Annotated in this window: 22 protein-coding genes; 14 read left to right on the top strand and 8 right to left on the bottom strand. The window is 73.7% G+C overall.

All coding sequences use genetic code 11. The annotated features are described in order from the left end of the window. Nucleotides 1–22: 22 nt before the first annotated feature. From ACIGW4_RS26670 to ACIGW4_RS26660, 3 genes are all read right to left on the bottom strand, one after another. The gene (locus ACIGW4_RS26670; protein ID WP_311319261.1) at nucleotides 23–523 is read right to left on the bottom strand and encodes a nuclear transport factor 2 family protein; all 501 of its coding nucleotides are present in this window, start codon (nucleotides 521–523) and stop codon (nucleotides 23–25) included. Next, nucleotides 520–1,380, bottom strand: a complete 861-nt coding sequence (gene folP / locus ACIGW4_RS26665) for a dihydropteroate synthase (protein WP_123452996.1) — start codon at nucleotides 1,378–1,380, stop codon at nucleotides 520–522. The genes ACIGW4_RS26670 and folP overlap by 4 nt, the downstream gene beginning before the upstream one ends. A 71-nt stretch (nucleotides 1,381–1,451) precedes the next feature. After that, nucleotides 1,452–3,290, bottom strand: a complete 1,839-nt coding sequence (locus ACIGW4_RS26660) for a phosphatidylglycerol lysyltransferase domain-containing protein (RefSeq protein WP_359586867.1) — start codon at nucleotides 3,288–3,290, stop codon at nucleotides 1,452–1,454. A 165-nt stretch (nucleotides 3,291–3,455) separates the two neighbouring features. Here ACIGW4_RS26660 and ACIGW4_RS26655 point away from each other — a divergent pair, with 165 nt between their 5' ends. Beyond that, nucleotides 3,456–4,568 (top strand): esterase family protein, encoded by a 1,113-nt coding sequence (locus ACIGW4_RS26655; protein WP_123452993.1) that lies wholly within the window; start codon nucleotides 3,456–3,458, stop codon nucleotides 4,566–4,568. Here the strand turns inward: ACIGW4_RS26655 and ACIGW4_RS26650 are convergent. Next, entirely contained in the window at nucleotides 4,555–5,559 is a 1,005-nt protein-coding gene (locus ACIGW4_RS26650; protein ID WP_359586869.1) for an ATP-binding cassette domain-containing protein, read from the bottom strand. The genes ACIGW4_RS26655 and ACIGW4_RS26650 overlap by 14 nt on opposite strands. 143 nt (nucleotides 5,560–5,702) lie before the next feature. Here ACIGW4_RS26650 and ACIGW4_RS26645 point away from each other — a divergent pair, with 143 nt between their 5' ends. The 4 genes from ACIGW4_RS26645 to ACIGW4_RS26630 all read left to right on the top strand — a co-directional run bounded on the left by ACIGW4_RS26645 (nucleotide 5,703) and on the right by ACIGW4_RS26630 (nucleotide 9,213). Then, nucleotides 5,703–6,389, top strand: a complete 687-nt coding sequence (locus ACIGW4_RS26645) for an ABC transporter permease (protein WP_123452989.1) — start codon at nucleotides 5,703–5,705, stop codon at nucleotides 6,387–6,389. Nucleotide 6,390: 1 nt separating this feature from the next. Next, entirely contained in the window at nucleotides 6,391–7,065 is a 675-nt protein-coding gene (locus tag ACIGW4_RS26640; RefSeq protein WP_399583221.1) for an ABC transporter permease, read from the top strand. A gap of 8 nt (nucleotides 7,066–7,073) precedes the next feature. After that, on the top strand, nucleotides 7,074–8,081 hold the full coding sequence (locus tag ACIGW4_RS26635; RefSeq protein ID WP_399583219.1) for an ABC transporter substrate-binding protein: 1,008 nt from the start codon (nucleotides 7,074–7,076) through the stop codon (nucleotides 8,079–8,081). 130 nt (nucleotides 8,082–8,211) lie between these two features. After that, complete coding sequence (locus ACIGW4_RS26630; protein WP_398708380.1) at nucleotides 8,212–9,213, top strand: hypothetical protein; 1,002 nt, start codon at nucleotides 8,212–8,214, stop codon at nucleotides 9,211–9,213. Nucleotides 9,214–9,618: 405 nt separating this feature from the next. On the opposite strand, the gene ACIGW4_RS26625 is transcribed toward ACIGW4_RS26630, so the two are convergent. Both ACIGW4_RS26625 and ACIGW4_RS26620 read right to left on the bottom strand, forming a co-directional pair. Then, entirely contained in the window at nucleotides 9,619–10,761 is a 1,143-nt protein-coding gene (locus ACIGW4_RS26625) for an NADH-quinone oxidoreductase subunit D (RefSeq protein WP_123452981.1), read from the bottom strand. Next, complete coding sequence (locus ACIGW4_RS26620; RefSeq protein ID WP_399583321.1) at nucleotides 10,758–11,801, bottom strand: SAM-dependent methyltransferase; 1,044 nt, start codon at nucleotides 11,799–11,801, stop codon at nucleotides 10,758–10,760. The genes ACIGW4_RS26625 and ACIGW4_RS26620 overlap by 4 nt, the downstream gene beginning before the upstream one ends. Nucleotides 11,802–11,889: 88 nt before the next feature. Here ACIGW4_RS26620 and ACIGW4_RS26615 point away from each other — a divergent pair, with 88 nt between their 5' ends. The 3 genes from ACIGW4_RS26615 to ACIGW4_RS26605 are packed head-to-tail and all read left to right on the top strand — an operon-like array spanning nucleotide 11,890 to nucleotide 14,411. After that, entirely contained in the window at nucleotides 11,890–13,092 is a 1,203-nt protein-coding gene (locus ACIGW4_RS26615; protein WP_123452977.1) for a sensor histidine kinase, read from the top strand. 26 nt (nucleotides 13,093–13,118) lie between these two features. Beyond that, nucleotides 13,119–13,796, top strand: a complete 678-nt coding sequence (locus ACIGW4_RS26610) for a response regulator transcription factor (protein ID WP_123452975.1) — start codon at nucleotides 13,119–13,121, stop codon at nucleotides 13,794–13,796. A gap of 3 nt (nucleotides 13,797–13,799) precedes the next feature. After that, entirely contained in the window at nucleotides 13,800–14,411 is a 612-nt protein-coding gene (locus tag ACIGW4_RS26605; protein WP_359591899.1) for an AAA family ATPase, read from the top strand. Between the two features lie 89 nt (nucleotides 14,412–14,500). On the opposite strand, the gene ACIGW4_RS26600 is transcribed toward ACIGW4_RS26605, so the two are convergent. Next, nucleotides 14,501–15,583, bottom strand: coding sequence for a DUF5937 family protein (locus ACIGW4_RS26600; protein WP_399583319.1), 1,083 nt, complete (start codon nucleotides 15,581–15,583; stop codon nucleotides 14,501–14,503). A 138-nt stretch (nucleotides 15,584–15,721) separates the two neighbouring features. On the opposite strand from ACIGW4_RS26600, the gene ACIGW4_RS26595 reads away from it, so the two are divergent. Continuing rightward, entirely contained in the window at nucleotides 15,722–15,934 is a 213-nt protein-coding gene (locus tag ACIGW4_RS26595; RefSeq protein ID WP_359591900.1) for a hypothetical protein, read from the top strand. Between the two features lie 233 nt (nucleotides 15,935–16,167). Here the strand turns inward: ACIGW4_RS26595 and ACIGW4_RS26590 are convergent, their stop codons facing one another. After that, nucleotides 16,168–17,352: a threonine aldolase family protein gene (locus tag ACIGW4_RS26590; protein WP_399583215.1), complete on the bottom strand. Its 1,185-nt coding sequence runs from the start codon at nucleotides 17,350–17,352 to the stop codon at nucleotides 16,168–16,170. Nucleotides 17,353–17,478: 126 nt separating this feature from the next. Between ACIGW4_RS26590 and ACIGW4_RS26585 the strand changes: the two genes are divergently transcribed. Genes ACIGW4_RS26585 through ACIGW4_RS26565 form a run of 5 tightly spaced genes read left to right on the top strand, consistent with a single transcriptional unit; the run spans nucleotide 17,479 to nucleotide 23,115 of the window. Then, nucleotides 17,479–18,468, top strand: a complete 990-nt coding sequence (locus tag ACIGW4_RS26585) for a Rossmann-like and DUF2520 domain-containing protein (RefSeq protein ID WP_123452965.1) — start codon at nucleotides 17,479–17,481, stop codon at nucleotides 18,466–18,468. After that, nucleotides 18,465–19,535: a pantoate--beta-alanine ligase gene (gene panC / locus ACIGW4_RS26580; RefSeq protein WP_398708386.1), complete on the top strand. Its 1,071-nt coding sequence runs from the start codon at nucleotides 18,465–18,467 to the stop codon at nucleotides 19,533–19,535. The genes ACIGW4_RS26585 and panC overlap by 4 nt, the downstream gene beginning before the upstream one ends. Beyond that, nucleotides 19,532–21,289, top strand: a complete 1,758-nt coding sequence (locus tag ACIGW4_RS26575; protein WP_359591904.1) for an L-aspartate oxidase — start codon at nucleotides 19,532–19,534, stop codon at nucleotides 21,287–21,289. The genes panC and ACIGW4_RS26575 overlap by 4 nt, the downstream gene beginning before the upstream one ends. Then, complete coding sequence (nadC, locus tag ACIGW4_RS26570) at nucleotides 21,290–22,309, top strand: carboxylating nicotinate-nucleotide diphosphorylase (protein WP_359591905.1); 1,020 nt, start codon at nucleotides 21,290–21,292, stop codon at nucleotides 22,307–22,309. Next, on the top strand, nucleotides 22,309–23,115 hold the full coding sequence (locus ACIGW4_RS26565) for a type III pantothenate kinase (RefSeq protein ID WP_190155747.1): 807 nt from the start codon (nucleotides 22,309–22,311) through the stop codon (nucleotides 23,113–23,115). The genes nadC and ACIGW4_RS26565 overlap by 1 nt, the downstream gene beginning before the upstream one ends. The last annotated feature ends 73 nt before the right edge of the window (nucleotides 23,116–23,188 follow it).

The following is a 23,188-nucleotide window of genomic DNA, read 5'->3' as shown; positions in this document are numbered from 1 at the left end:
CCCGTGGGGGGCCGGGGGTGGGTCAGGAGGGGGGTTCGGTGGGGGGTTCGAGGGGGCCGGTGCCGGGTTCGGTGCCGTCTGTTTCCTCGGTTTCGCCGAGGACGGGGGAGGCGTGGTGGGACCAGATGCGCCAGCCGCCGGGTGTGCGGCGGAACACATTGGTGGCGACGACGAGCTGGCCGACGAGGGGGCCGAGCTCGGCGCCGTCCTCGGCGGGTCCGCCGCTGAGGATGTTCTCGGTGCAGGTGACGAGGGCGGTGTCGTGGGCGAGGGAGATCCGCAGGTCGGTGAGGAAGAACTGGATGTAGTCGGTGTTCGCCATGATCAGGGCGTACGAGCGGAGGACTTCGCCGCGGCCGGTGAGGACGGGCCAGCCGGGGTGGACGCAGGTGACGGGGGTGGTGTCGTCGTCGAGCCAGAGGGTGGCGAGGCGTTCGAAGTCGCCGGTTTCCATGGCTTCGTAGAAGGCGGTGTTGGCGGCTTCGACGGCTGCTTCGTCGGTGGCCGGGTCGGTGCGGCTCACGCGGCTCCTTCGACGGCCCTGGCGACGCGTACGGCGTCGGCGGTGGCGCGTACTTCGTGGACGCGGACGGCCCATGCGCCGGTGTGGGCGGCGATGGCGGAGACGGCGGCGGTGGCGGCGTCGCGTTCGCGGGCGGGGGGTGGGGTGGCGCCTTCGCGGGTGAGGACGTGGCCGAGGAAGCGTTTGCGGGAGGCGGCGACGAGGAGGGGGCGGCCGAGGGTGCGGAGGTCGGGGAGGTGGGCGACGAGGGCGAGGTCGTGGGGGGCGAGTTTGGCGAAGCCGAGGCCGGGGTCGATGACGATGCGTTCGGGGGCGATGCCGCCGTCGATGACGGCTTCCATGCGGGTGCGGAGTTCGGTGAGGACTTCGCCGACGACGTCGTCGTAGACGGCGAGGCTGTTCATGTCGTGGCTGAAGCCGCGCCAGTGCATGACGACGAAGGGGACTTCGGCGGCGGCGACGGCGGGGACCATGGCGGGGTCGGCGAGGCCGCCGCTGACGTCGTTGACGAGGACGGCGCCGGCTTCGACGGCGCGGGCGGCGACGGTGGCGCGCATGGTGTCGACGGAGACGGTGACGCCTTCGGCGGCGAGGCCGCGGACGACGGGGATGACGCGGCGGAGTTCTTCTTCCTCGTCGACGCGGGTGGCGCCGGGGCGGGTGGACTCGCCGCCGACGTCGACGAGGTCGGCGCCTTCGGCGACGAGGTCGAGGCCGTGTTTGACGGCGGCCGTGGTGTCGAACCAGCGGCCGCCGTCGGAGAAGGAGTCGGGGGTCACGTTGACCACGCCCATGACCGCGCAGCGGTCCCACTCCGGCAGGCCCTGGGCCGTGCCCCGGTCGATCGTCGTACTCATGTGTCCAGCGTAGGGCCCAGGGGCGATATCAGGCCGTGTGGAGGGGGTGCTCGGGTGGGGGCGTGCTCCGGTCAGGCGGCTCGGACCTCGTGGTCGGTGGTCGGGGCGGGGGTGATGTGGGCGCAGGGTCGGGGTGCGGGGGTGGGGCGTCGGCGGGTGAAGGGGCGGGGCGGGGTGAGGTTCACGAAGCCTTCGGCCTGCATGGCGGCGAGGCCGATGCGGGGGAGGTCGCGGCTTTTGCGGTAGACGACGAAGCGGGGTTCCCAGCGTGGCTGGAATTTGGCGTTGAACTTGTAGAGCGACTCGATCTGGAACCAGCGGGAGAGGAAGACGAGGAGTCCGCGCCAGATGCGGAGGACGGGGCCGGCGCCGATCTTCTCGCCGCGGGCGAGGGCGGCGCGGAACATGGCGAAGTTGAGGGAGACGCGGGTGATGCCGAGGTCGGGGGAGGCGTGGAGGGCGGCGACGATGAGGAGCTCGTTCATGCCGGGGTCGGCGGAGCGGTCGCGGCGCATGAGTTCGAGGGACATGCCGTCGGGGCCCCAGGGCACGAAGTGGATGATCGCTTTGAGGTCGCCGTAGGGGGTGTCGGTGTCGTCGGTTTTGTGGGCGGTCGCTATGACGGCGTCGCCGTCTCCGGGGGCGCCGATGCGGCCGAGGGCCATGGAGAAGCCGCGTTCGGTGTCGGTGCCGCGCCAGTCGGCGGCGGCGCGGCGGACGCGTTCGAGTTCGTCGTCGTCGAGGTCGCGGACGCGGCGGACCTGGGTGGTGTAGCCGTTGCGTTCGATGCGTTTGACCATTTGGCGGACGTTGCGCATGGCGCGGCCGGAGAGGGAGAAGTCGGCGACGTCGACGACGGCTTCGTCGCCGAGTTCGAGGGCGTCGAGGCCGGTTTCCCGGGTCCAGACCTGGCCGCCGGTTTCGGAGCAGCCCATGACGGCGGGGGTCCAGGAGTGGGCCTTGGCTTCGTCCATGAAGCGTTCGATGGCGCCGGGCCAGGCTTCGACGTCGCCGATGGGGTCGCCGCTGGCGAGCATGACGCCGGAGACGACGCGGTAGCAGACGGCGGCTTTGCCGCTGGGGGAGAAGACGACGCCCTTGTCGCGGCGGAGGGCGAAGTGGCCGAGGGAGTCGCGGCCGCCGTGCTGGTCGAGGAGGGCGCGTAGGCGGGTCTCGTCGTCGTCGGTGAGGCGGGCGGCGGGGTGTTCGGGGCGGAAGGCCAGGTAGATGGTGGTGAGGGCGGTGAGCATGCCGAGGGCGCCGAGGGAGTAGCCGACGGTCCAGTCGACGCCCTGGGTGTAGGCGACGGGGCCTTCGATGCCGAGGAGTCCGTAGAGGACGTGTTCGAGTCGGTCGGCGAGGCTGGGGTTGCCGATGACGCGGTGGGGGTGGGCGCTGACGATGACGAGGCCGAGGGCGATGGATCCGGCGCCCATGAGGACGAAGTTGGCGAGGGCTCGCCAGCGGCTGCGGGGGTCGGGGAGGGCGGCGAATTCGTTGCGGTGGCGTACGAGGAGGGTGAGGAGGGCGAGGGAGAGGAGGGCGCCGAGGGCGGAGTGGCGCCAGACGAACTGGGCGGCGGCGCCGAGGGGGAGGAGGACGACGGCGGCGCGCCAGGCGCGGCGTTTGTGTCGCTTGAGGCCGTGGGCGAGGAGCAGGAGGAGGACGCCGGCGCTCAGGGAGAGGGCGGCGGAGAGGGGGCCGAGGGTGCCGGGGAGGACTTCGGCGACGGCGTGCATGCGGCTGGTCCGGAAGCGGGGGAAGACTCCGGCGGCGATGTCGATGAGGCCGATGGCGGTGCAGGCGGTGCCGACGTGGGCGGGGACGTTCTCGGGGCGGGGGCCGCGGAGAATCCGCCGCACCCGAACCGGAACCAATCCTGATTTGTCCCCATCTACCGTGACAGACATGGCTTCCCGTACTTCTCGTGGTCCTGCGCAGGGTCTCTGACTCCGGTCGGGCCCTGCGGCGCGTTCGGTGGGCCGTTCCGGCTGGTGCGCCTTCTATGACGACGGCGTACCGGACCGGGTTCATTCGTGCACAGGAAAATCTCGGAAAGAAGGCTCGGTCGTCTCATGGGTCTCACCAGCAACAAGGTCCTCGTGTTGGCGGTGGTGCTGGCCGTGGTGCTGTTCCTGGCCACGGTCTGGCTGTGGCCGAGGCTGGCGCGGCGCGGCTGGCGGCCGGTCGTGGGCCGGGTGGGGCTGCTGCTCGTGACGCAGGTGGTGTTGTTCGCGGCGGTGGGGCTGGCGGCGAACCGGTCGTTCCTCTTCTACGGTTCCTGGGCCGATCTGTTCGGGCAGGAGCAGGAGATGGGTGTGGTCGTCGACCACGCGGCCGGTTCGAAGCACCTCCGGGTGCTGGGGTCGCAGGCGCTGGACGTGCCGGGCGGGGGTCGTCCGTCGGTCGGGGGGCAGGTCCAGAAGGTCATGGTGGCGGGGGGCCGCTCGGGGATCGTGTCGCCGGCCTATGTGTATCTGCCGCCGGAGTACTTCCAGCCGCAGTACGCCAAACGGACGTTTCCGGCCTCCGTGGTGCTCACCGGGTATCCGGGGACGGCGGAGAACCTGCTCAAGGGGCTGAACTATCCGAAGACGGCGTACCTCCAGGCGAAGGCGGGGCGGATGCAGCCGATGATCCTGGTGATGCTGCGTCCGACGGTGGCGCCGCCGAGGGACACCGAGTGCGTGGACGTTCCCGGGGGCCCGCAGACGGAGACCTTCTTCGCGGAGGACCTGCCGAAGGCGGTCTCGGAGACGTACCGGGTGGGGAAGAGGGCTCGGAACTGGGGGTTCATGGGGAACTCGACGGGTGGGTACTGCGCTCTGAAGATGGCGCTCCACCATCCGGACCGGTTCGCGGCGGGGGCGGGTTTCTCCGCGTACTACCGGGCGGCGGAGGACGTCACGACGGGGGATCTGTTCCACGGGGACGACGCCCTGCGCAAGCGGGGTGACCTGCTGTGGAGTCTGGATCACCGGCCGCGGGGGCAGACGTCGCTCCTGGTGACCTCGTCGAAGCGGGGCGAGAGCAACCTGAAGGGGACGCGGCAGTTCATCAAGAAGGTGAAGAGCCCGGCGACGGTGTCGTCGATCATCCTCGACAGCGGTGGCCACAACTTCAACACGTGGAACCGCGAGCTGCCGCCGGGCCTGATCTGGATGGGTGCGAGGCTCAGCGCGAACTAGGGTCCGCGGGTGCCGTGGCCCGGCGCAGGGCGCGGTGGACGCCGGCCGGGGTGAGGACGCCGAGCGGGCGGCCGTCGTCGCCGGTGACGGTGAGGCGGCCGGTGTCGTGCTGGAGGAGCACGGCGAGGGCGTCCTTGAGGGAGGTCCCGAGGGGCACTCGGGCGTCGTCCCGGTCTCCCTCGGGGCCTCCGGCGTGCCGTTCGGTGCTTTCTGTCCGGGGGTCGAGGTCGGCCTCGGTGACGGGGGTGACCGCGAGTCGCTTGAGGCCGCGGTCGCTGCCGACGAAGTCCGCGACGTAGGGGGTGGCGGGGGAGCCGAGGACGGTGGCGGGGGTGTCGAACTGTTCGATGCGGCCCTGCCCGTAGACGGCCATGCGGTCGCCCATGCGGACGGCCTCCTCGATGTCGTGGGTGACGAGGAGGACCGTCTTGCGGACGGTGGCCTGGAGGGCGAGGAACTCGTTCTGGAGGCGTTCGCGGACGACCGGGTCGACGGCGCCGAAGGGCTCGTCCATGAGGAGGACGGGCGGGTCGGCGGCGAGCGCGCGGGCGACGCCGACGCGCTGGCGCTGGCCGCCGGAGAGCTGGGCGGGGTAGCGGGGGCCGTGGACGGCCGGGTCGAGGCCGACGAGTTCGAGGAGTTCGGCGGCGCGCGCGCGTGCGGCGGCCTTCTTCCAGCCGAGGAGGGCGGGGACGGTCGCGGTGTTGTCGAGGACCGTGCGGTGGGGGAAGAGCCCGACCTGCTGGATGACGTATCCGATCTTGCGGCGCAGGGCGACCGGGTCGACGCCGGCGACGTCCCGGCCGTCGACGAGGACGCGGCCCGAGGTCGGTTCCACGAGTCGGTTCACCATCATCATCGTGGTCGTCTTGCCGCAGCCGGAGGGGCCGACCAGGGTGACGAGTTCGCCCTCGGCGACCTCGAAGGAGAGGTCGTCGACGGCCGTGGTGCCGTCGTCGTACCGCTTGGTCACGCGTTCGAACCGGATCATGGTTCCCCATTCTGTCCCCCGGGCGACGGGTGTGTGTGAAGGGCGTGTTGCCGCATTGTGGCGAGTCTCGGGGATTGTCGGTGGCGGGGGTTAGGGTCGTCACACAAGAGTTCGGGAGGGCGGGCGACCCGGGGGGAGGGACGATGAGCGCGCCGAACTGTCTGGTCACGAACGACTGGGTCTGCGGCGAGTATCTGCGCACGCGCGGCGGGGAGTTGACGGACGCCCTGCTCCAGCATGTGGGAATCACGGTCGTGTCGGTGCTGATCGCGCTCGCCGTCGCGGTGCCCCTCGCGCTGCTCGTCCGCGCCCGGCCCCGGTTCGCCGGCCCGGTCCTCGGCCTGACCACCCTGCTCTACACGGTGCCGTCGCTCGCGATGTTCTCGCTGCTGCTGCCGTTCTTCGGCCTTTCGGCGGCGCTCGTCGTGACCGGCCTCGTGCTGTACGCGCTGACGATCCTCGTGCGGAACACCCTGGCGGGGCTCGCCGCCGTGCCGGCCGAGACGCGGGAGGCCGCCCGGGGCATGGGGTACGGCTCGCTGCGGATGCTCTGGCAGGTCGAGCTCCCGCTGGCGCTGCCGGTGCTGATGGCGGGGGTCCGGATGGCGACGGTCTCCACGATCGCGCTGACGACGGTCGGCTCGGTCGTCGGCCGCGGCGGCCTGGGCAACCTCATCGAGGACGCGCTGCCGACCTTCTTCAAGGCGCAGATGCTCGCCGCGTCGGTGCTGTGCGTGCTGCTCGCCGTCGCCGCCGACCTGCTGCTCCTGGGCCTCCAGCGGCTGCTCACGCCCTGGACCCGGATACGGACCGCGCCGGGAGGTGGGTGAGGTGGGCATCGTGACGGACGCCTGGGGCTGGCTCACCACCGGCGCGCACTGGACGGGCGAGGAGGGCATCGGGCGGCGGCTCGCCGAGCACGTGTACGTGAGCGGGGCGGCGCTCCTGATCGCCGCCGCGCTCGCGCTGCCGCTGGGCCTGTGGCTGGGGCACCTCGGCCGCGGCGGGGCGCTCGCGGTGAACGTGTCGAACGTGGGGCGGGCGATCCCCGTCTTCGCGGTGCTCGCGCTGTTCATGGTGTCGCCCCTGCGGAACGCCGGCTACGTGCCGACCGTGGTGGCCCTGGTGCTCTTCGCGATCCCCCCGCTCCTCACCAACGCGTACGTGGGGGTGCGGGAGGTGGACCGGGCGGCGGTGCGGGCCGCCCGGGGCATGGGGATGACGGGCGGTCAGCTCTTCCTCCGGGTCGAACTCCCGCTGGCCCGACCGGTGGTGATGACCGGCATCCGCTCGGCCGCGGTGCAGGTGGTCGCCACGGCGACGATCGCCGCGATGGTCGGACAGGGCGGCCTGGGCCGCGTCATCACGGCCGGCTTCGCCACGTACGACACCGCGCAGGTGGTCGCGGGCGCCGTGCTGGTGGCGCTGCTCGCCCTCCTGGTGGAGGGCGTCCTGGTGGGCGTGGACCGCCTTTTCGCACATGACGGCCGATCGATCGAACGCTGACTGATGAGATGGGTGATCTGGTGAACAGGGTCTCGCGTATCGCGGGCGCGCTGCTGGGTACGGCGGCGCTGACCGTCGCCCTCGCCGCGTGCGGCGGTGACAGCCTGGAGGAAGGCAAGAAGAAGGACGCCGGGAGCGCCGGGAGCTCCGGCGGCTCCGGCGGCGGGGAGAAGGGTTCGCTGGTGGTCGGCGCGGCCGCCTTCACGGAGGCCAAGGTCCTCGCCGAGCTGTACGCGCAGTCGCTGCGGTCCGCCGGATACTCGGTGTCCGTCACGACGGTGAAGAATCGCGAGCTGTACGAACCCTCCCTGGAGAACGGCGAGATCGACGTCGTCCCGGAATACGCGGCGACGATCGCGGAATTCCTCAACGCGAAGGCGAACGGCCCGAAGGCGCCCGAGGACAAGCCGGTCGCCTCGGGCGACGTGACGGCCACGGTCGACGCGCTGCGGAAGCTCGCCGAACCGCGCGGACTGAAGGTCCTCGCGGCCGGAGAGGCCGTCGATCAGAACGCCTTCGCGGTGACCAAGGAATTCGCCGCGAAGAACAAGCTGACGACGCTTTCCGATCTCGGCCGCGCGAAGCTGAAGGTGAAGATCGCGGCCGGTGACGAATGCGCGGTGCGGCCCTTCTGCGCGCCCGGTCTGAAGAAGACGTACGGGATCGACGTGGCCGGGATCGACCCCAAGGGAGTCGGCACGCCGCAGGCCAAGCAGGCGGTGAAGGACGGGGTGGACCAGCTGGTCCTGACGACCACCACGGACGCCACGATCGACACGTACGGCCTCGTCCTCCTCACGGACGACAAGCATCTGCAGAACGCCGACAACGTGCTGCCGGTGGTCAACGCCAAGGACGCCGGTTCCCCCGAGATAGCGGCCGCGCTCGACCGTCTCACCAAGGTGCTGACCACAGCGGATCTCGCCGAACTCAACCGCAAGGTGGACGCCGAGCGGGCGAAGCCGGAGGACGTCGCCAAGGAGTATCTGGAGACGAAGGGGCTGCTCAAGAAGTAGGAGATGAGGGAGGGGAGTCGGCCCGAAACGGAACCGGAACCATCGATATCCACTTCTGGTGGCGAGAAGTGGCCAAGAGATTGCCGGGCCGACACCCCACATGACGCCTACGCACGGTAAATTTCAGGCCATGCCACGTGGACGCCACCGCCATTCCCCGCCTCTGCACAAGCTGCTGCCGCCCTCCGCGGTCGCCGGCGCCGCGGTCGTGTGCGCCGCGGCCGCCTGGCTGCCCGGCGACCCGGTGATCGCGCGGCTGCTCGCGGCCGCCGCGGCCGCCGCGGCCGTCACCGGCGCCGTCCTCATGCGCAGTTGGGACCGGAGCGCCGGCCTCAAGGTCGCCGAACTCGACCGGGCGCGCGCCGCCGACCAGTGGAAGGCCGAGGAGCGGACCGCCGAGCTGGAGTCCGACCTGGAGGAGTCCCGCGCGCTGCGGGCCCGGCTCGAGGCCAAACTCCGCGCCAAGCGCGTGGAGCTCGCCGGGCTGCGCGGCGAGCACGCCGACCTCCTCCGCCGGTACGCCACCGCGGAGACCGAGCGGGCCAGCGCCCTGGAGGGCCGCCGCGTCCTCGCCCTGGAGACCGGCGGTGCCGCGGGCGCCGACGCCAAGGCGCTGCCGGCCGGCGGCTCCACGCCCACCCCGGAGGCCTTCCGCCGCGCCGCCCAGGCCCTGCGCGACCTCCCGCGCAACGCCGCCGCCCAGCAGGCCCGCCGCACCGCCGAGGCGGCCCGCGCCCGCGACCTCGCCGAGCGCGCCCGGGAGACGGAGGAGCCGCAGGGGAAGCACGCGGCGGCCGCCGGAACCGAGCACACCCGCACGGCCGCCTCCACCACCCTGCCCGCAGTGCCGGTCGCGGCCGCGGTCGTCCCGTACGCGGCCCGCCGGCCCGCCCCGCGCCCCGAGGGCGGCTTCGACTTCTTCGGCACGCAGAAGGCGGCGGCCGTCATCGAGGACGTGCAGAACAGCGACCTCGCCGACGTCGTGGGCGAGGAGGTCCTGGCCTCCGGGACGCCGCTGCTCACCCCGGTCGCCGCGGCGCCGCGGGCGATCGGTCAGGTCATCGACCTGACGGCGCACGACGAGACGGAGCAACTGGACGTGGCGGAACTCCGAGGCGCCATCATCTCCTGACCCTCCACGAGCCACGAGCCCGCACCCCGCGGGTCGGCACCTCGGCCCGCGGGGGCCGCACCCTGCGGGGCGGTGCCCCTCCCGTACCCCCGTGTGGGCAATCGTCCCGCTGGGGCGGGACGGGTGGGCACACGGGACGGCGCCCCTAGCGGCGCCTCCGCGTCCCGCGCCTGAACCCGCACCACCACCGGTGCGCTGTGCACGGGGTGCGGGTCCAGGCACATGAGCCTTGGGCGCCGGCAGGGCGCGGGTCCGTTGTGCCCACCCGTTCCGCCCCAGCGGAACGATTGCCCACAACGGGGGCGGCGGGGGCAGCCCGCAACAGGGATGGGCGCCGCCCCGGCGAAGCGGCTGCCCGCAGCGGCGGAGGCACCGCCCGCGGGCGCGAGCCCACAACGGTGGGGGCTACTTGTCGATGTCGCCCACGACGAAGAAGAGGGAGCCCAGGATCGCCACCATGTCGGCGACCAGCGTCCCCGGCAGCAGCTCCACCAGCGCCTGGATGTTGTTGAACGACGCCGACCGCAGCTTCAGCCGGTACGGGGTCTTCTCGCCCTTGGACACCAGGTAGTAGCCGTTGACGCCCAGCGGGTTCTCGGTCCAGGCGTACGTGTGCCCCTCCGGCGCCTTGAGCACCTTCGGCAGCCGCTGGTTGATCGGCCCGGGTGCCAGCTCGGCCATCCGGTCCAGGCAGGCGTCCGCCAGGTCCAGGGAGTTGTGCGTCTGGTCGAGCAGGCACTCGAACCGGGCGAGGCAGTCGCCCTCCTGCCGCACGGCGACCCGCAGGGTGTCCTGGAGCTCCCCGTACGCGAGGTACGGCTCGTCGCGGCGCAGGTCGAAGTCGACGCCCGAGGCGCGGGCGATGGGCCCGGACACCCCGTACGCGTGGACGGTCTCCGGCGCGAGGACGCCGACCCCCCGCGTACGGCCCCGGAAGATCTCGTTGCCGAGGACCAGCCGGTCGTACACGTCCATCCGCGACCGGACGTCGGCGACGGCCTGCCGCGCCCGCCCCAGCCAGCCGGCGGGCAGGTCCTCCTTGAGGCCGCCGACCCGGTTGAACATGTAGTGCATCCGGCCGCCGGAGACCTCCTCCATCACCGTCTGGAGCTCCTCGCGCTCCCGGAAGGCGTGGAAGACGGGGGTGATCCCGCCCAGTTCGAGCGGGTACGAGCCGAGGAACATCAGGTGGTTGAGGACGCGGTTCAGCTCGGCGAGGAGCGTCCGCGTCCACACGGCCCGCTCCGGGACCTCCATGCCGAGCATCCGCTCGACGGCCATGACGACGCCGAGCTCGTTGGAGAAGGCGGACAGCCAGTCGTGCCGGTTGGCCAGCATGATGATCTGCCGGTAGTCCCGGGCCTCGAAGAGCTTCTCGGCGCCCCGGTGCATGTAGCCGATCACCGGCTCGGCGTGCCGGACGACCTCGCCGTCGAGCACGAGCCGGAGCCGGAGCACGCCGTGGGTCGAGGGATGCTGCGGTCCGATGTTCAGCACCATGTCGGTGCTCTCCGCCGCGCCGCCGATTCCGACCGTCGTCTCCGTCATGCGGCCAGTATCCCCCGTGGCCCGGGGGCCCCGGGCCCCTCGGGTCGGTGGACGGAGCCCGGGACCCGCTGGGTCAGCCAGAGGAAGTCGCCGAGGCCGCCGCGGGCGGTGAGCTCGGCCGCCTCGCCGGCGGAGGCGAGCGCGCGGACGTAACCGGCGGGGTCGGTCGAGGCGAGCGCGAGCGGCGGCCGTCCCCCGGACACCCCGAGCCGCCCCAGAGCCTCCCGCTGCGTGACCAGCTCGGGGGCGGGCAGGCCGTCGTCCGGCGCGGCCGCGCACGCGTCCAGGGCCACGTGGGAGGTCACGTCGCAGCCGCCGTCCGGCACCGGGGGGACCTCGCGGCCCGCGCGGAAGCCGGTCAGGGAGCCGAAGGGCGGCCGGGCCTCCCGTAGGTGCGCGTAGTCCACGGCCACCGCGCGGCCCGCCGCCAGGGAGGCGACCGCCGCCGCCCAGGCCTCGTCGCGGGGCCGGCCGATCTCGGCCCGCGCGCCCGGCTCCCGCAGCGGCCACCAGCGGTCCAGCCAGTCGGCGTCCGGGCCGGTGACGGGGGCGCCGAGACGCTCGCGGCCGTCCGGCGCGACCTCCACGTACCGGGCCGTGCACGTCGCGTCCGCCTCGGCGACGTCCGCCGGCACGTTGTCGAGCCACTCGTTCGCGAAGAGCAGCCCGCGCACGCCCCGCGGCACCCGGTCCGTCCACTCCACCCGTGGGTCGAGCCCGTCCGGGCGGGCGGCGCGTTCGACCGCGTACGCCCGTACCGAGAGCGAGGGCCCGACGGCCGCGAGCACCGCCGTCAGCAGCTCGCCGCGGCCCGCGCCCACGTCCACCAGGTCGACCTCGGCCGTGCCCAGCTCCTCCGCGACCTCGCCGAGCAGCCGGGCCACGGCCGCGGCGAAGAGCAGGGAGGCGTGCACCGAGGTGCGGAAGTGGCCCGCCGGTCCCTCGGGGCGCAGGTAGAAGCCCCCGGGGCCGTACAGCGCCCGTTCCGTGGCCTCCCGCCACCCCTGCCACTGACACGTCTCATCCGTCACGTGCCCCAGTCTCCACCTCGGGGAGTACGGGGTCCGCGCCAAGGATCGACCCCACGGTTGATCCCTGCACCTATCCGTCTTCCCTACTCTGGGTGACGTGCAGAGCCTCTACGACTTCATCCGCAGACACCCGACGGGCGTCGACACCTTCTGGGCCGTCGTCCTCCTCGGGTTCTCCCTGCTGTGGGTGGTGTCGGCGGGCGAGATGAGGGGCAGCGCCGTGGGGTACGGCCTCGTCGCCCTGCTCTTCTCCCTGGTCGTGGCCCTGCGCCGGCGTGCCCCGGAGAAGATGCTGGTGCTCGCGGTCGCGCTGGGCGTCGCCCAGCTCGCCCTCGGCCTGGTGCCGTTCATGGCCGACTTCGCCATGCTCGTGATCATCTTCACCGTCGCGGCGCACGACGGACCCCGCTGGGCGTCCAGACTCGCGCTCATCGGCGGGCTCAGCGCCTCCACGCTCTCGCAGCTCAGATGGCCCATGGAGGGCACGGGCTCCGACGCGGCCAAGGTCTTCTTCACGATCATCATGACCGTGCCGTTCGCCCTCGCCTGGGTGCTCGGCGACTCGCTCCGCACCCGCCGCGCCTACTTCGCGCAGCTGGAGGAGCGGGCCTCCCGCCTGGAGCAGGAGCGCGAGGCCCAGGCCAAGGTCGCGGTCGCCGCCGAGCGCGCCCGGATCGCCCGCGAGCTGCACGACGTCGTCGCGCACAACGTGTCGGTGATGGTGGTGCAGGCCGACGGCGCCGCCTACGTCATGGACTCCTCCCCGGAGACCGCCAAGCAGGCCCTGGAGACGATCTCCACCACCGGCCGGCAGGCGCTCGCCGAGATGCGCAGGCTCCTCGGGATCCTGCGCACCGGCGAGCACCAGGAGGCCGGGGAGTACGTGCCCCAGCCCGACGTGCGGCAGATCGAGGACCTCGTGGAGCAGGTCCGGGGCGCCGGCCTCACCGTCGACTTCGCGATCGAGGGGAGCCCGCGACCGCTGCCCAGCGGCGTCGAGCTCACCGCGTACCGGATCGTGCAGGAGGCCCTCACCAACACGCGCAAGCACGGCGGGCCGGACGCGGGCGCCAGCGTGCGCCTCGTCTACTTCGACGACGGTCTCGGCCTGCTCGTCGAGGACGACGGCCGGGGCGCTCCGCAGGAGATGTACGAGGACGGGGGCGCCGACGGGCGGGGCCACGGTCTGATCGGCATGCGGGAGCGGGTCGGCATGGTCGGCGGCACCCTGGACGCGGGCCCGCGTCCGGGTGGCGGTTTCCGGATCAGCGCCCTGCTCCCCCTCAAGCCCGCTCACTGACGATCGACCCCTAAGGAACTGACCTGATGTCCATCCGCGTGATGCTCGTCGACGACCAGGTGCTGCTGCGGACCGGTTTCCGCATGGTGCTCGCCGCCCAGCCGGACATGGAGGTCGTGGCGGAGGCCGGCGACGGGGTCGAGGCCCTGGAGGTGCTGCGGTCCACGGCGGTCGACGTCGTCCTGATGGACGTGCGGATGCCGAAGCTGGACGGGGTGGAGACGACCCGGCGGATCTGCGCGGAGCCGGGGGCTCCGAAGGTGCTGATCCTGACGACGTTCGACCTCGACGAGTACGCCTTCTCGGGTCTGAAGGCGGGTGCGAGCGGCTTCATGCTGAAGGACGTGCCGCCGGCGGAGCTGCTCGGCGCGATCCGCTCGGTGCACAGCGGGGACGCGGTGGTGGCGCCCTCGACCACGCGCCGGCTCCTCGACCGCTTCTCGCCGATGCTGCCGTCCTCGGGGAAGGAGCCGCAGCACAAGGAGCTGGAGCGGCTGACGGAGCGGGAGCGCGAGGTGATGATGCTGGTCGCGCAGGGCCTGTCGAACGGCGAGATCGCCGCCCGGCTCGTCCTCTCCGAGGCGACGGTGAAGACGCACGTGGGCCGCATCCTGACCAAGCTGGGCCTGCGCGACCGGGTCCAGGTCGTGGTCCTGGCGTACGAGACGGGCCTGGTCCGGGCGGGCGGCGGCGGGATGGGCTGAGCCGTGCTGCTGTGGATCAACGGGCCGTTCGGCGGCGGCAAGACCCAGACCGCGTACGAGCTGCGGCGCCGTCTGCCGGGCAGCGTGGTCTGCGATCCGGAGCACATCGGCTTCGGTCTGCACCGGACGCTGCCGCCGTCGCTGCGCGGGGACTTCCAGGACCTGCCGGCCTGGCGGCGGGGGGTGTACGAGGTGCTGGACCTGGCGCTGAGGGAGTACGGGGACGGGCCGGTGATCGTCCCGATGACGCTGGTGGACCCCGGGTACTTCACGGAGGTCGTGGGGCGGCTGCGGGAGGCGCACGGCGAGGAGCGGGTGCGGCACTTCGCGCTGCTCGCCGAGCGGGAGACGGTCCTGAAGCGGCTCGCGGAGCGGGGGCTCGGGCGCGGACTCAAGCGGGAGAGCTTCGCCGTCGCCAGGCTGGACGAGTGCCTGGAGCGGCTGGCCGGCCCGGAGTTCGCCCACCACCTCCGTACGGACCGGATGCCGGTCCCGCGGGTCGCCGACGAGGTGGCGCGGCTCGCCGGGCTGCGGATCGCGCCGGACACGGACGGGCGGCTGCGCCACCGGCTGCGGCGGATCCGGATCGGCCTCTCCCACATCCGCTTCGACTGACCGGACCGACCGAGACCGACCGGACCGACCGAGACTGATCGGCACTGATGAGCACTGGCCGGCACCGGTCGGGACCGGTCGGGCCGGGCTCAGCGCAGCACCGACTCCAGGAAGTCGCTGCCGAGGCGGGCGACGACGGACACGTCGAGCTGGTGGTGCACGTACCGGCCGCGGCGCTGGGTGATGATCAGCCCGGCCTTCTTCAGGACCGCGAGGTGGCGGGAGACCTCGGGGGCGGTGATGTTGTACGCGTCGGCCAGCTCGCTCGTCGTGCTGGAGCCCCGCGCCAGGCTGCGGCAGAGCCGCATCCGCATGGGGTGGGCGACGGCCTCCAGGCGCAGCTTGACCGCCTCGACGGAGGCCGCGCCGCCGAGGTCGCGGGTGGGGATCGGGTACTGGACGACGGGCTGCCAGCCGGGGGTGTAGAGGGCGAAGAGGTGCGGCCAGCCGAAGGCCGTCGGCAGGAACGTCAGCGTGGTGCCCTCGGCGCTGGTCCGGCCCTGGACCAGCTTGTCGACGACGATCCGGGAGCCGTGCGCGTCCTCCTCCAGGCTCATCGCGGGGGAGGCGTCGGCGACGGCCTCGGCGAGTCCCTCGCGGCGCATCAGCTCCGTCTTGTGGCGGGCGTCGGCGGCGAGCTGGACCCGGACGCGGCGCCAGGTGTCCGCGAAGAAGGCCTCGTCGCAGTCCTCCAGGAGCCGCCGGATCCACGCGCGCGTGCCGGGCGGGTCGGCGAGCATCCGTTCCACGAACGAGGCCTGGCGCGGGCCGCGCGCGGCGGCCAGGTCGAGGGCGCGGCGGCGCATCCGTTCGTCGACGAGCGGCGAGGGGGCGCCGTCCGTGTAACGGCTGTTGCAGGAGATCTCCAGGGCGGAGCCCACGAACTTCTCGTCGTCCATGCGGTCGAGGTCGTCCAGCTCCTCCGCGAGGGTCTCCCGGGGCCGCGACGGCAGCAGGATGTCCGAGCGGGTGTTGTTCCACATGAAGTCGGCATCGACGAGCCGGTCGGCGAGCTCCGGCTTCAGGGCCGCCGTCGTCGTGGTGGTCCAGGCGTGCAGCCGGGGGTGGTGCGCGGGCACGGCGAGGGTGTGCAGGGCGGAGCCCAGCTCGGCCAGCGGCGAGGGGCAGAAGGTGATCCGCTCGTGCGGCAGTCCGGTGATGTCGATGGTCACGCTCACCCGTCCATGGTGCGGGGTGGGGAGGGGGCGTTGTCGTCCCGTTTGACGGGGGCCGTCAATCGGCGGGCCCCGGATTGACGGGGGCCGTCAATCCGGGGGCCGGGGCGTGGCGGCGCGGCGCACGGTGGGGGCATGAACGCGCTGCACCAGTACCTCTTCGACGCCTGCCGCGCCGCCCGGCTCGGCGAACCGATGCCGCCGGTGCCCGGCACCCACGACGTGGCCGTCCTGCGGGCCGCCCGCGACCGCCGCCGCTTCGAGCGGGTGGTGGCGGGCCGCAGGGCCGGCGGAGGCCTGCGCCTGCGCCTCCGCGCGGCCCTGCGCCGCCGCCGTCCGTCCTCCTGACGGGCCCGAGGAACCCGACCGTCCTCCGAGGACGGCCCCGGCCCCTGACCCCGGCTCCGACCCCCGACCCAGGCCCCCGGTATCCCGACTCGCGGCCTCCGGAACCCCGGCCCTGGCCTCAGGCCCCGGACTCCGGCCTCGACCCCCGGCGCCCGACGCCCCGGACTCCGGCCTCGACCCCCGGCGCCCGACGCCCCGGCCTCGACCCCCGAAACCTCGCCCCCCCAGGCCCCTCACCCCTCCACGCGCGCCAGGAAGTCCCGTACCGCCTCCTTCACGTCCTTCGCCGTCCACTCCAGGCCGGAGCCCGTCACCGTCAGCTCCGTGATCGCGACGCCCGGCGGGCCGCCCGCGCCCGGGGAGGACCAGCGGCGGAAGAAGGCGACGCCGGTGTCCTCGGTCTGGGCGAGGGCCGCCGCCGTCAGGGCGGCCGGGTCGTACGGCAGCCAGACCTGGAACTGGTGGGTGTGCGGGGTCTCCGGGTGGACCCGGGACCAGCCGAGGCCCGCCTCCGCGAACGCCTCCCGCACCGCGTCGGCCACCACGCGCGCGTGCGCCACGTACGAGGGCAGCCGGGGCAGCTCGACGTCCAGGCCCCGGAGCGCGGAGAGCGCCGCCGGGTACTGCTGGAAGACCATCCCCCCGTACCGGTGCCGCCAGATCCTGGCCTCCTCCATGACCTCCTCGGGGCCGGCGAGCGCGGCCCCGGACATGCCGCCGAGGGACTTGTAGAACGAGACGTACACGCTGTCGGCGAGCCCCGCGACCTCCGCGAGCCCGCGGCCGAAGTGCGTCGTGGTCTCCCACAGCCGGGCCCCGTCGAAGTGGACCACCGCGTCCCGCTCCCGGGCCGCCTCCACCACCTCGGTCAGCTCCTCCCAGGACGGCAGCACGAAGCCGGCGTCCCGCAGCGGCAGCTCCAGCATCAGCGTCCCGAAGGGCTCCGGGTGGCCCCGCACCTCCTCGGCGGTCGGCAGCCGGGGCGCGTCGGTCGGGTGGACCGTGCGGAGCCCCGAGACGGCCCCGAACGCCCCGTTCTCGTGGACCTCGGGGTGGGCGAGCGGGTGGAGGGCGACGACGGGGCTGCCGGTGCGCCCGGCCCAGCAGCGCAGCGCGACCTGCTGGGCCATGGTGCCGGTGGGGAAGAAGACGGCGGCGGGAAGACCGAGCTCTTCGGCGACGCGCCGCTCCAGCTCCTCCACGACCCCGTTCCCGTACATGTCGACGGGGGCGTCCCCGCGGCCCGTGGCCTCCGTCCAGGCGGCCAGTTCGCGCAGCCGCGAGCCGGCCGTGCCGTCGACCGAGGTGTCCCACAGGCGGCGCTCGGCGCCGCCCCACACCTTCGCCCGGTGGAGCCGGGCCGCTTCCTCGTCCACGGGAGGCCGGCCAGGAGTCTCGACAGGAGTCTCAGGATTCATGGGCCGATCATCACACCACCGCCCACACCCTGTGGACAGCCCGCGGAGCGCCGCGAAACGCTGGCGTAGCATGACCAGAAATCGTCCGGTACCCGCCGAGGACTGGAACGGAAGGCCGTCCCCACCGTGAACGCACCAGCAGCGCCAGAGCCCGGAGCATCGGAGCTCCGGGCCGAGGACCGACCCGCCCGCCTCACCGTCGGAGTCGTCGGCGCCGGCCGGGTGGGCCCCGCCCTCGCCGCCTCGCTCCGGCTCGCGGGGCACCGCCCCGTCGCCGTCTCGGCGGTCTCCGACGCCTCCCGGCGGCGCGCCGCCGAGCTCCTGCCCGACGTCCCGGTCGTCGAGCCCGCCCGCGTCCTCGCCCTCGCCGACCTGGTCCTGCTGACCGTGCCGGACGACGCGCTGCCCGGACTGGTCGAGGGCCTCGCCGACACCGGGGCCGTACGGCCGGGACAGCTGCTCGTGCACACCTCCGGGCGGTACGGGGCGCGGGTCCTGGACCCCGCCCGCCGGGCCGGCGCCCTGCCGCTGGCCCTGCACCCCGCCATGACCTTCACCGGTACCGCCGTCGACGTCCAGCGGCTCGCCGGCTGCTCCTTCGGGGTGACCGCGCCCGAGGAGCTGCGGCTCGCCGCCGAGGCGCTGGTGATCGAGATGGGCGGCGAGCCCGAGTGGATCGCGGAGGCGGCCCGGCCGCTCTACCACGCGGCCCTTGCCCTCGGCGCGAACCACCTGGTCACGCTGGTGGCCCAGTCGATGGAGCTGCTCCACAAGGCCGGGGTCGCCGCCCCCGACCGCATGCTCGGCCCGCTCCTGGGCGCCGCCCTGGACAACGCCCTGCGGTCCGGGGACGCGGCCCTCACCGGGCCCGTCGCGCGCGGGGACGCCGGCACGGTCGCCGCCCACGTGTCCGAGCTGCGCAAGCACGCGCCCGGCACCGTCGCCGGCTATCTGGCGATGGCCCGCACGACCGCCGACCGGGCGCTCGCGCACGGCCTGCTCAAGCCCGAGCTGGCCGAGGACCTGCTGGGCGTGCTGGCCGAGCCGTCGGGCGGGAGCGCCCGCCCCGCAGACCCCGCCGGCCCCGCCGACGGGCCGCAAGGAGACGACCGATGACCCTGTTCGCCCGCAAGAGCGCCGAGGGCGGCCGTGCCGTCCGCCACGAGCCCGCCGAGCTGGTGCCCACGGTCGAGGACCTGGAGGACGCGGCGGCCCACTGGGGCGTGCCCGGACGCACCGCCGTGGTCATGACCATGGGCGCCCTCCACGAGGGCCACGCCACCCTGATCCGGGCCGCACGCGAGCGCGTCGGCGCCAAGGGCTTCGTGGTCGTCACCGTCTTCGTCAACCCGCTGCAGTTCGGCGCCGGCGAGGACCTCGACCGCTACCCCCGCACCCTGGACGCCGACCTCGCGCTGGCCTTCGACGCGGGCGCGAGCGTGGTCTTCGCGCCCTCCGTGGACGAGGTCTACCCGGGCGGGGAGCCTCAGGTCCGGATCACCGCCGGACCCATGGGCGAGCGGCTCGAAGGCGCCTCCCGGCCGGGCCACTTCGACGGCATGCTGACGGTCGTCGCCAAGCTGCTCCACCTGACCTCGCCCGACCTGGCCTTCTTCGGCCAGAAGGACGCCCAGCAGCTGGCCCTGATCCGCCGCATGGTCCGCGATCTGAACTTCCGCGTCGAGATCGTCGGCGTGGAGACCGTCCGCGAGGCCGACGGCCTGGCCCTCTCCAGCCGCAACCGCTACCTCTCCGCCGGGGAGCGCCGGACGGCGCTGTCGCTGTCGCGGGCGCTGTTCGCCGCCCGTGAGCGGCTCGCCGCCCAGGAGGCGCTGCGCGCGCGTGCCGCCTCGCTGCCGGGCGCCCAGGGCCGGGCCGAGAACCGGGCCGAGGCGCTGTCGCGGCTGGGCGAGGCCCGGGCCGCCGCCGACGCCCACGCGGTCGCGCAGGCCGCCGAGGGCGGCTGCGCCGAGGCCGTGCGGGCCGCGGCCCGCGCCGTCCTGGACGAGGCCGCCAAGGCCGAGCCGCCGCTCGTCCTCGACTACCTGGCCCTCGTGGACCCGGCCGACTTCACCGAGGTCGCCGACGGCCACGACGGGGAGGCGATCCTCGCCGTCGCCGCGCGCGTGGGCAGCACGCGGCTCATCGACAACATCCCCCTGACCTTCGGAGCCACCAAGTGACCGGAATACGGCTGCACGCGCCCGCGCCGGGCTGGGCCATCGACGCCGACGTCGTCGTGGTCGGCTCCGGGGTCGCCGGCCTCACCGCCGCCCTGCGCTGCACCGCCGCCGGGCTCCGTGCGGTCGTCGTCACCAAGGCCCGGCTCGACGACGGCTCCACCCGCTGGGCGCAGGGCGGCATCGCGGCCGCGCTCGGTGAGGGCGACACCCCCGAGCAGCACCTCGACGACACCCTCGTCGCCGGTGCCGGGCTCTGCGACGAGCGGGCCGTGCGGGCCCTGGTCACGGAGGGCCCGGACGCCGTCCGCCGGCTGATCGCGACGGGCGCCGACTTCGACAAGACCGCCGACGGCGAGATCGCGCTGACCCGGGAGGGCGGCCACCACCGTCGCCGGATCGCCCACGCGGGCGGGGACGCGACCGGCGCCGAGATCTCCCGCGCCCTGGTCGAGGCGATACGGGACCGGGGCGTGCGCACCATCGAGCACGCCCTCGTCCTGGACCTCCTGACGGACGCCGAGGGCCGTACGGCGGGCGTGACCCTGCACGTCATGGGCGAGGGGCAGCACGACGGCGTCGGCGCCGTCCACGCGCCCGCGGTGGTCCTCGCCACCGGCGGCATGGGGCAGGTCTTCTCCGCCACCACCAACCCGGGCGTCTCCACCGGCGACGGCGTCGCGCTCGCGGTGCGGGCCGGGGCCGAGGTCTCCGACCTGGAGTTCGTCCAGTTCCACCCCACGGTGCTCTTCCTCGGGGCCGGCTCCGAGGGCCAGCAGCCGCTGGTCTCCGAGGCGGTGCGGGGCGAGGGCGCCCACCTGGTCGACGCCGACGGGGTCCGCTTCATGCTCGGGCAGCACGAGCTGGCCGAGCTGGCGCCCCGGGACATCGTCGCCAAGGCGATCACGCGCCGGATGGAGGAGCAGGGCGCCGAGCACATGTACCTCGACGCCCGGCACTTCGGCGCCGAGATGTGGGCGGAGCGCTTCCCGACGATCCTGGCGGCCTGCCGCGCCCACGGCATCGACCCGGTGACGGAGCCGATCCCGGTCGCGCCGGCCGCCCACTACGCCTCCGGCGGCGTCCGCACGGACCTGTCGGGCCGGACGACCGTTCCCGGGCTGTACGCGTGCGGGGAGGTCGCCTGCACGGGCGTCCACGGCGCCAACCGGCTCGCCTCGAACTCGCTCCTGGAGGGCCTGGTCTTCGCCGAGCGGATCGCCGAGGACGTCGTGGCCCGCGCCCCCGGCCGCGGCCCGGCCGTCCCGGTGGACCACCCGGCCCCGGTGGTCTTGCCGCTGCTCGACCCCGGTGCCCGGCGCCGCATCCAGCGCACCATGACCCTGGGCGCCGGGGTGCTCCGGTCCGCCGCGAGCCTGCGCACGGCCTCCGAGGAGCTGGACGCCCTCCACATCCCGCCGGTCCCGGGCGAGCCGGAGGCGCCCCGGGCCGGGACGGCCGGACCCGCCCCGGCCCACGCCGACGACCCGAAGCCCGAGGTCCGGAAGTCCGCCGAGCCGGGCGTCGAGTCCTGGGAGACCACCAACCTGCTCGCCGTCGCCCGCCTCCTGGTCGCGGCGGCGTCCCGCCGCGAGGAGACCCGCGGCTGCCACTGGCGCGAGGACCGCCCCGACCGGGACGACGCCCGGTGGCGCAGGCACCTCGTCGTCCACCTCACCCCGGAGCGGACCCTCGACGTCCGCACCACCGGGACCTCCGACTTTCCCCCCACCGTCGACGCCCCCAGGGAGCCGTAAGTGAGCACGCCCGAGGAAGCCCGTCCCGAGCCCGTGGACGTCCCTCTCATCCAGATCAACACGGTCTCCGACGAGGAGGCCGGCGGCTGCGGCGACGGCTGCGCCTGCGGCGACGGCGAGGAGTTCGAGTGCGGGCTCGACCCCGCCCTCGCGGAGCTGCTCGCCGACGCCGGGCTCGACCCCGTCCAGGTCGAGGACATCGCCCACCTCGCGATCGCCGAGGACCTCGACGGCGGGGTCGACGTCACGACCGTGGCGACGGTCCCCGAGGAAGCCGTCGCCACGGCCGACTTCACCGCCCGCGAGGCCGGTGTCGTTGCCGGTCTGCGGGTCGCCGAGGCCGTCCTGTCGATCGTCTGCACCGACGAGTTCGAGGTCGAGCGGCACGTCGAGGACGGCGCGCGCGTGGAGGCCGGGCAGAAGCTGCTCAGCGTCACCGCCCGCACCCGCGACCTGCTCACCGGCGAGCGCAGCGCGCTCAACATCCTGTGCCGCCTCTCCGGCATCGCCACCGCCACGCGCGCGTGGGCGGACGCGCTGGAGGGCACGAAGGCGAAGGTCCGCGACACCCGCAAGACGACGCCGGGCCTGCGCGCCCTGGAGAAGTACGCGGTCCGCTGCGGCGGCGGCGTCAACCACCGCATGTCGCTCTCCGACGCCGCCCTGGTGAAGGACAACCACGTGGTGGCGGCCGGCGGCGTCGCGGAGGCCTTCAAGGCCGTCCGCGAGCTGTTCCCGGAGGTGCCGATCGAGGTCGAGGTCGACACGATGCACCAGGTCCGCGAGGTCCTGGACGCGGGCGCCGACCTGATCCTGCTCGACAACTTCACCCCGCTGGAGACCGAGGAGGCCGTCGCCCTGGTCGCGGGCCGCGCCGTCCTGGAGTCCTCGGGCCGGCTGACCCTGGAGAACGCGGCGGCGTACGCGGCGACCGGCGTGGACTACCTGGCGGTCGGCGGCCTCACCCACTCCTCCCCGATCCTCGACATCGGCCTGGACCTGCGCGAGGTGCGGGCCTGATGCTGCTCACCATCGACGTCGGCAACACGCACACGGTGCTCGGTCTCTTCGACGGCGAGGAGATCGTCGAGCACTGGCGGATCTCCACGGACCCGCGCAGGACCGCCGACGAGATGGCGGTCCTGCTCCAGGGCCTCATGGGCATGCACCCGCTGCTGGGCGTCGAGCTGAGCGACGGCATCGAGGGGATCGCCATCTGCGCGACGGTCCCCTCGGTGCTGCACGAGCTGCGCGAGGTGACCCGCCGGTACTACGGGGACGTGCCGGCGGTCCTGGTGGAGCCGGGCGTGAAGACGGGGGTGCCGATCCTCACGGACAACCCCAAGGAGGTCGGCGCCGACCGCATCGTCAACGCGGTCGCGGCCGTCGAGCTGTACGGCGGCCCGGCGATCGTCGTGGACTTCGGCACGGCCACGACGTACGACGCGGTCAGCACGCGCGGGGAGTACGCGGGCGGCGCGATCGCGCCGGGCATCGAGATCTCGGTGGAGGCCCTGGGCGTCAAGGGCGCCATGCTCCGCAAGATCGAGCTGGCCCGGCCGCGCAGCGTGATCGGCAAGAACACGGTCGAGGCCATGCAGTCGGGCATCGTCTTCGGATACGTGGGCCAGGTCGACGGCGTCGTGGCCCGGATGAAGCGGGAACTGGTCGGCCCGAAGGGCGACCCCTCCGACGTCACGGTGATCGCGACCGGCGGCCTGGCGCCGATGGTCCTCGCCGACTCGAAGGAGATAGACGCGCACGAGCCCTGGCTGACGCTGATCGGCCTGCGTCTCGTGTACGAGCGGAACGTGTCCCGCATGTAGGGGTGGGTTCGGCGCGCCGCGATGATCGCTAAGCGAAAATTGTCCGATTAGCGCGTAGTGTCGGCCCATGCCC

The organism is Streptomyces sp. NPDC053513 (assembly GCF_044544765.1).
GTDB classification, from domain to species: Bacteria; Actinomycetota; Actinomycetes; order Streptomycetales; family Streptomycetaceae; genus Streptomyces; species Streptomyces litmocidini.
Note: the sequence above shows the minus strand (reverse complement) of the source record. Positions and strands in the feature narration are given on the sequence as shown.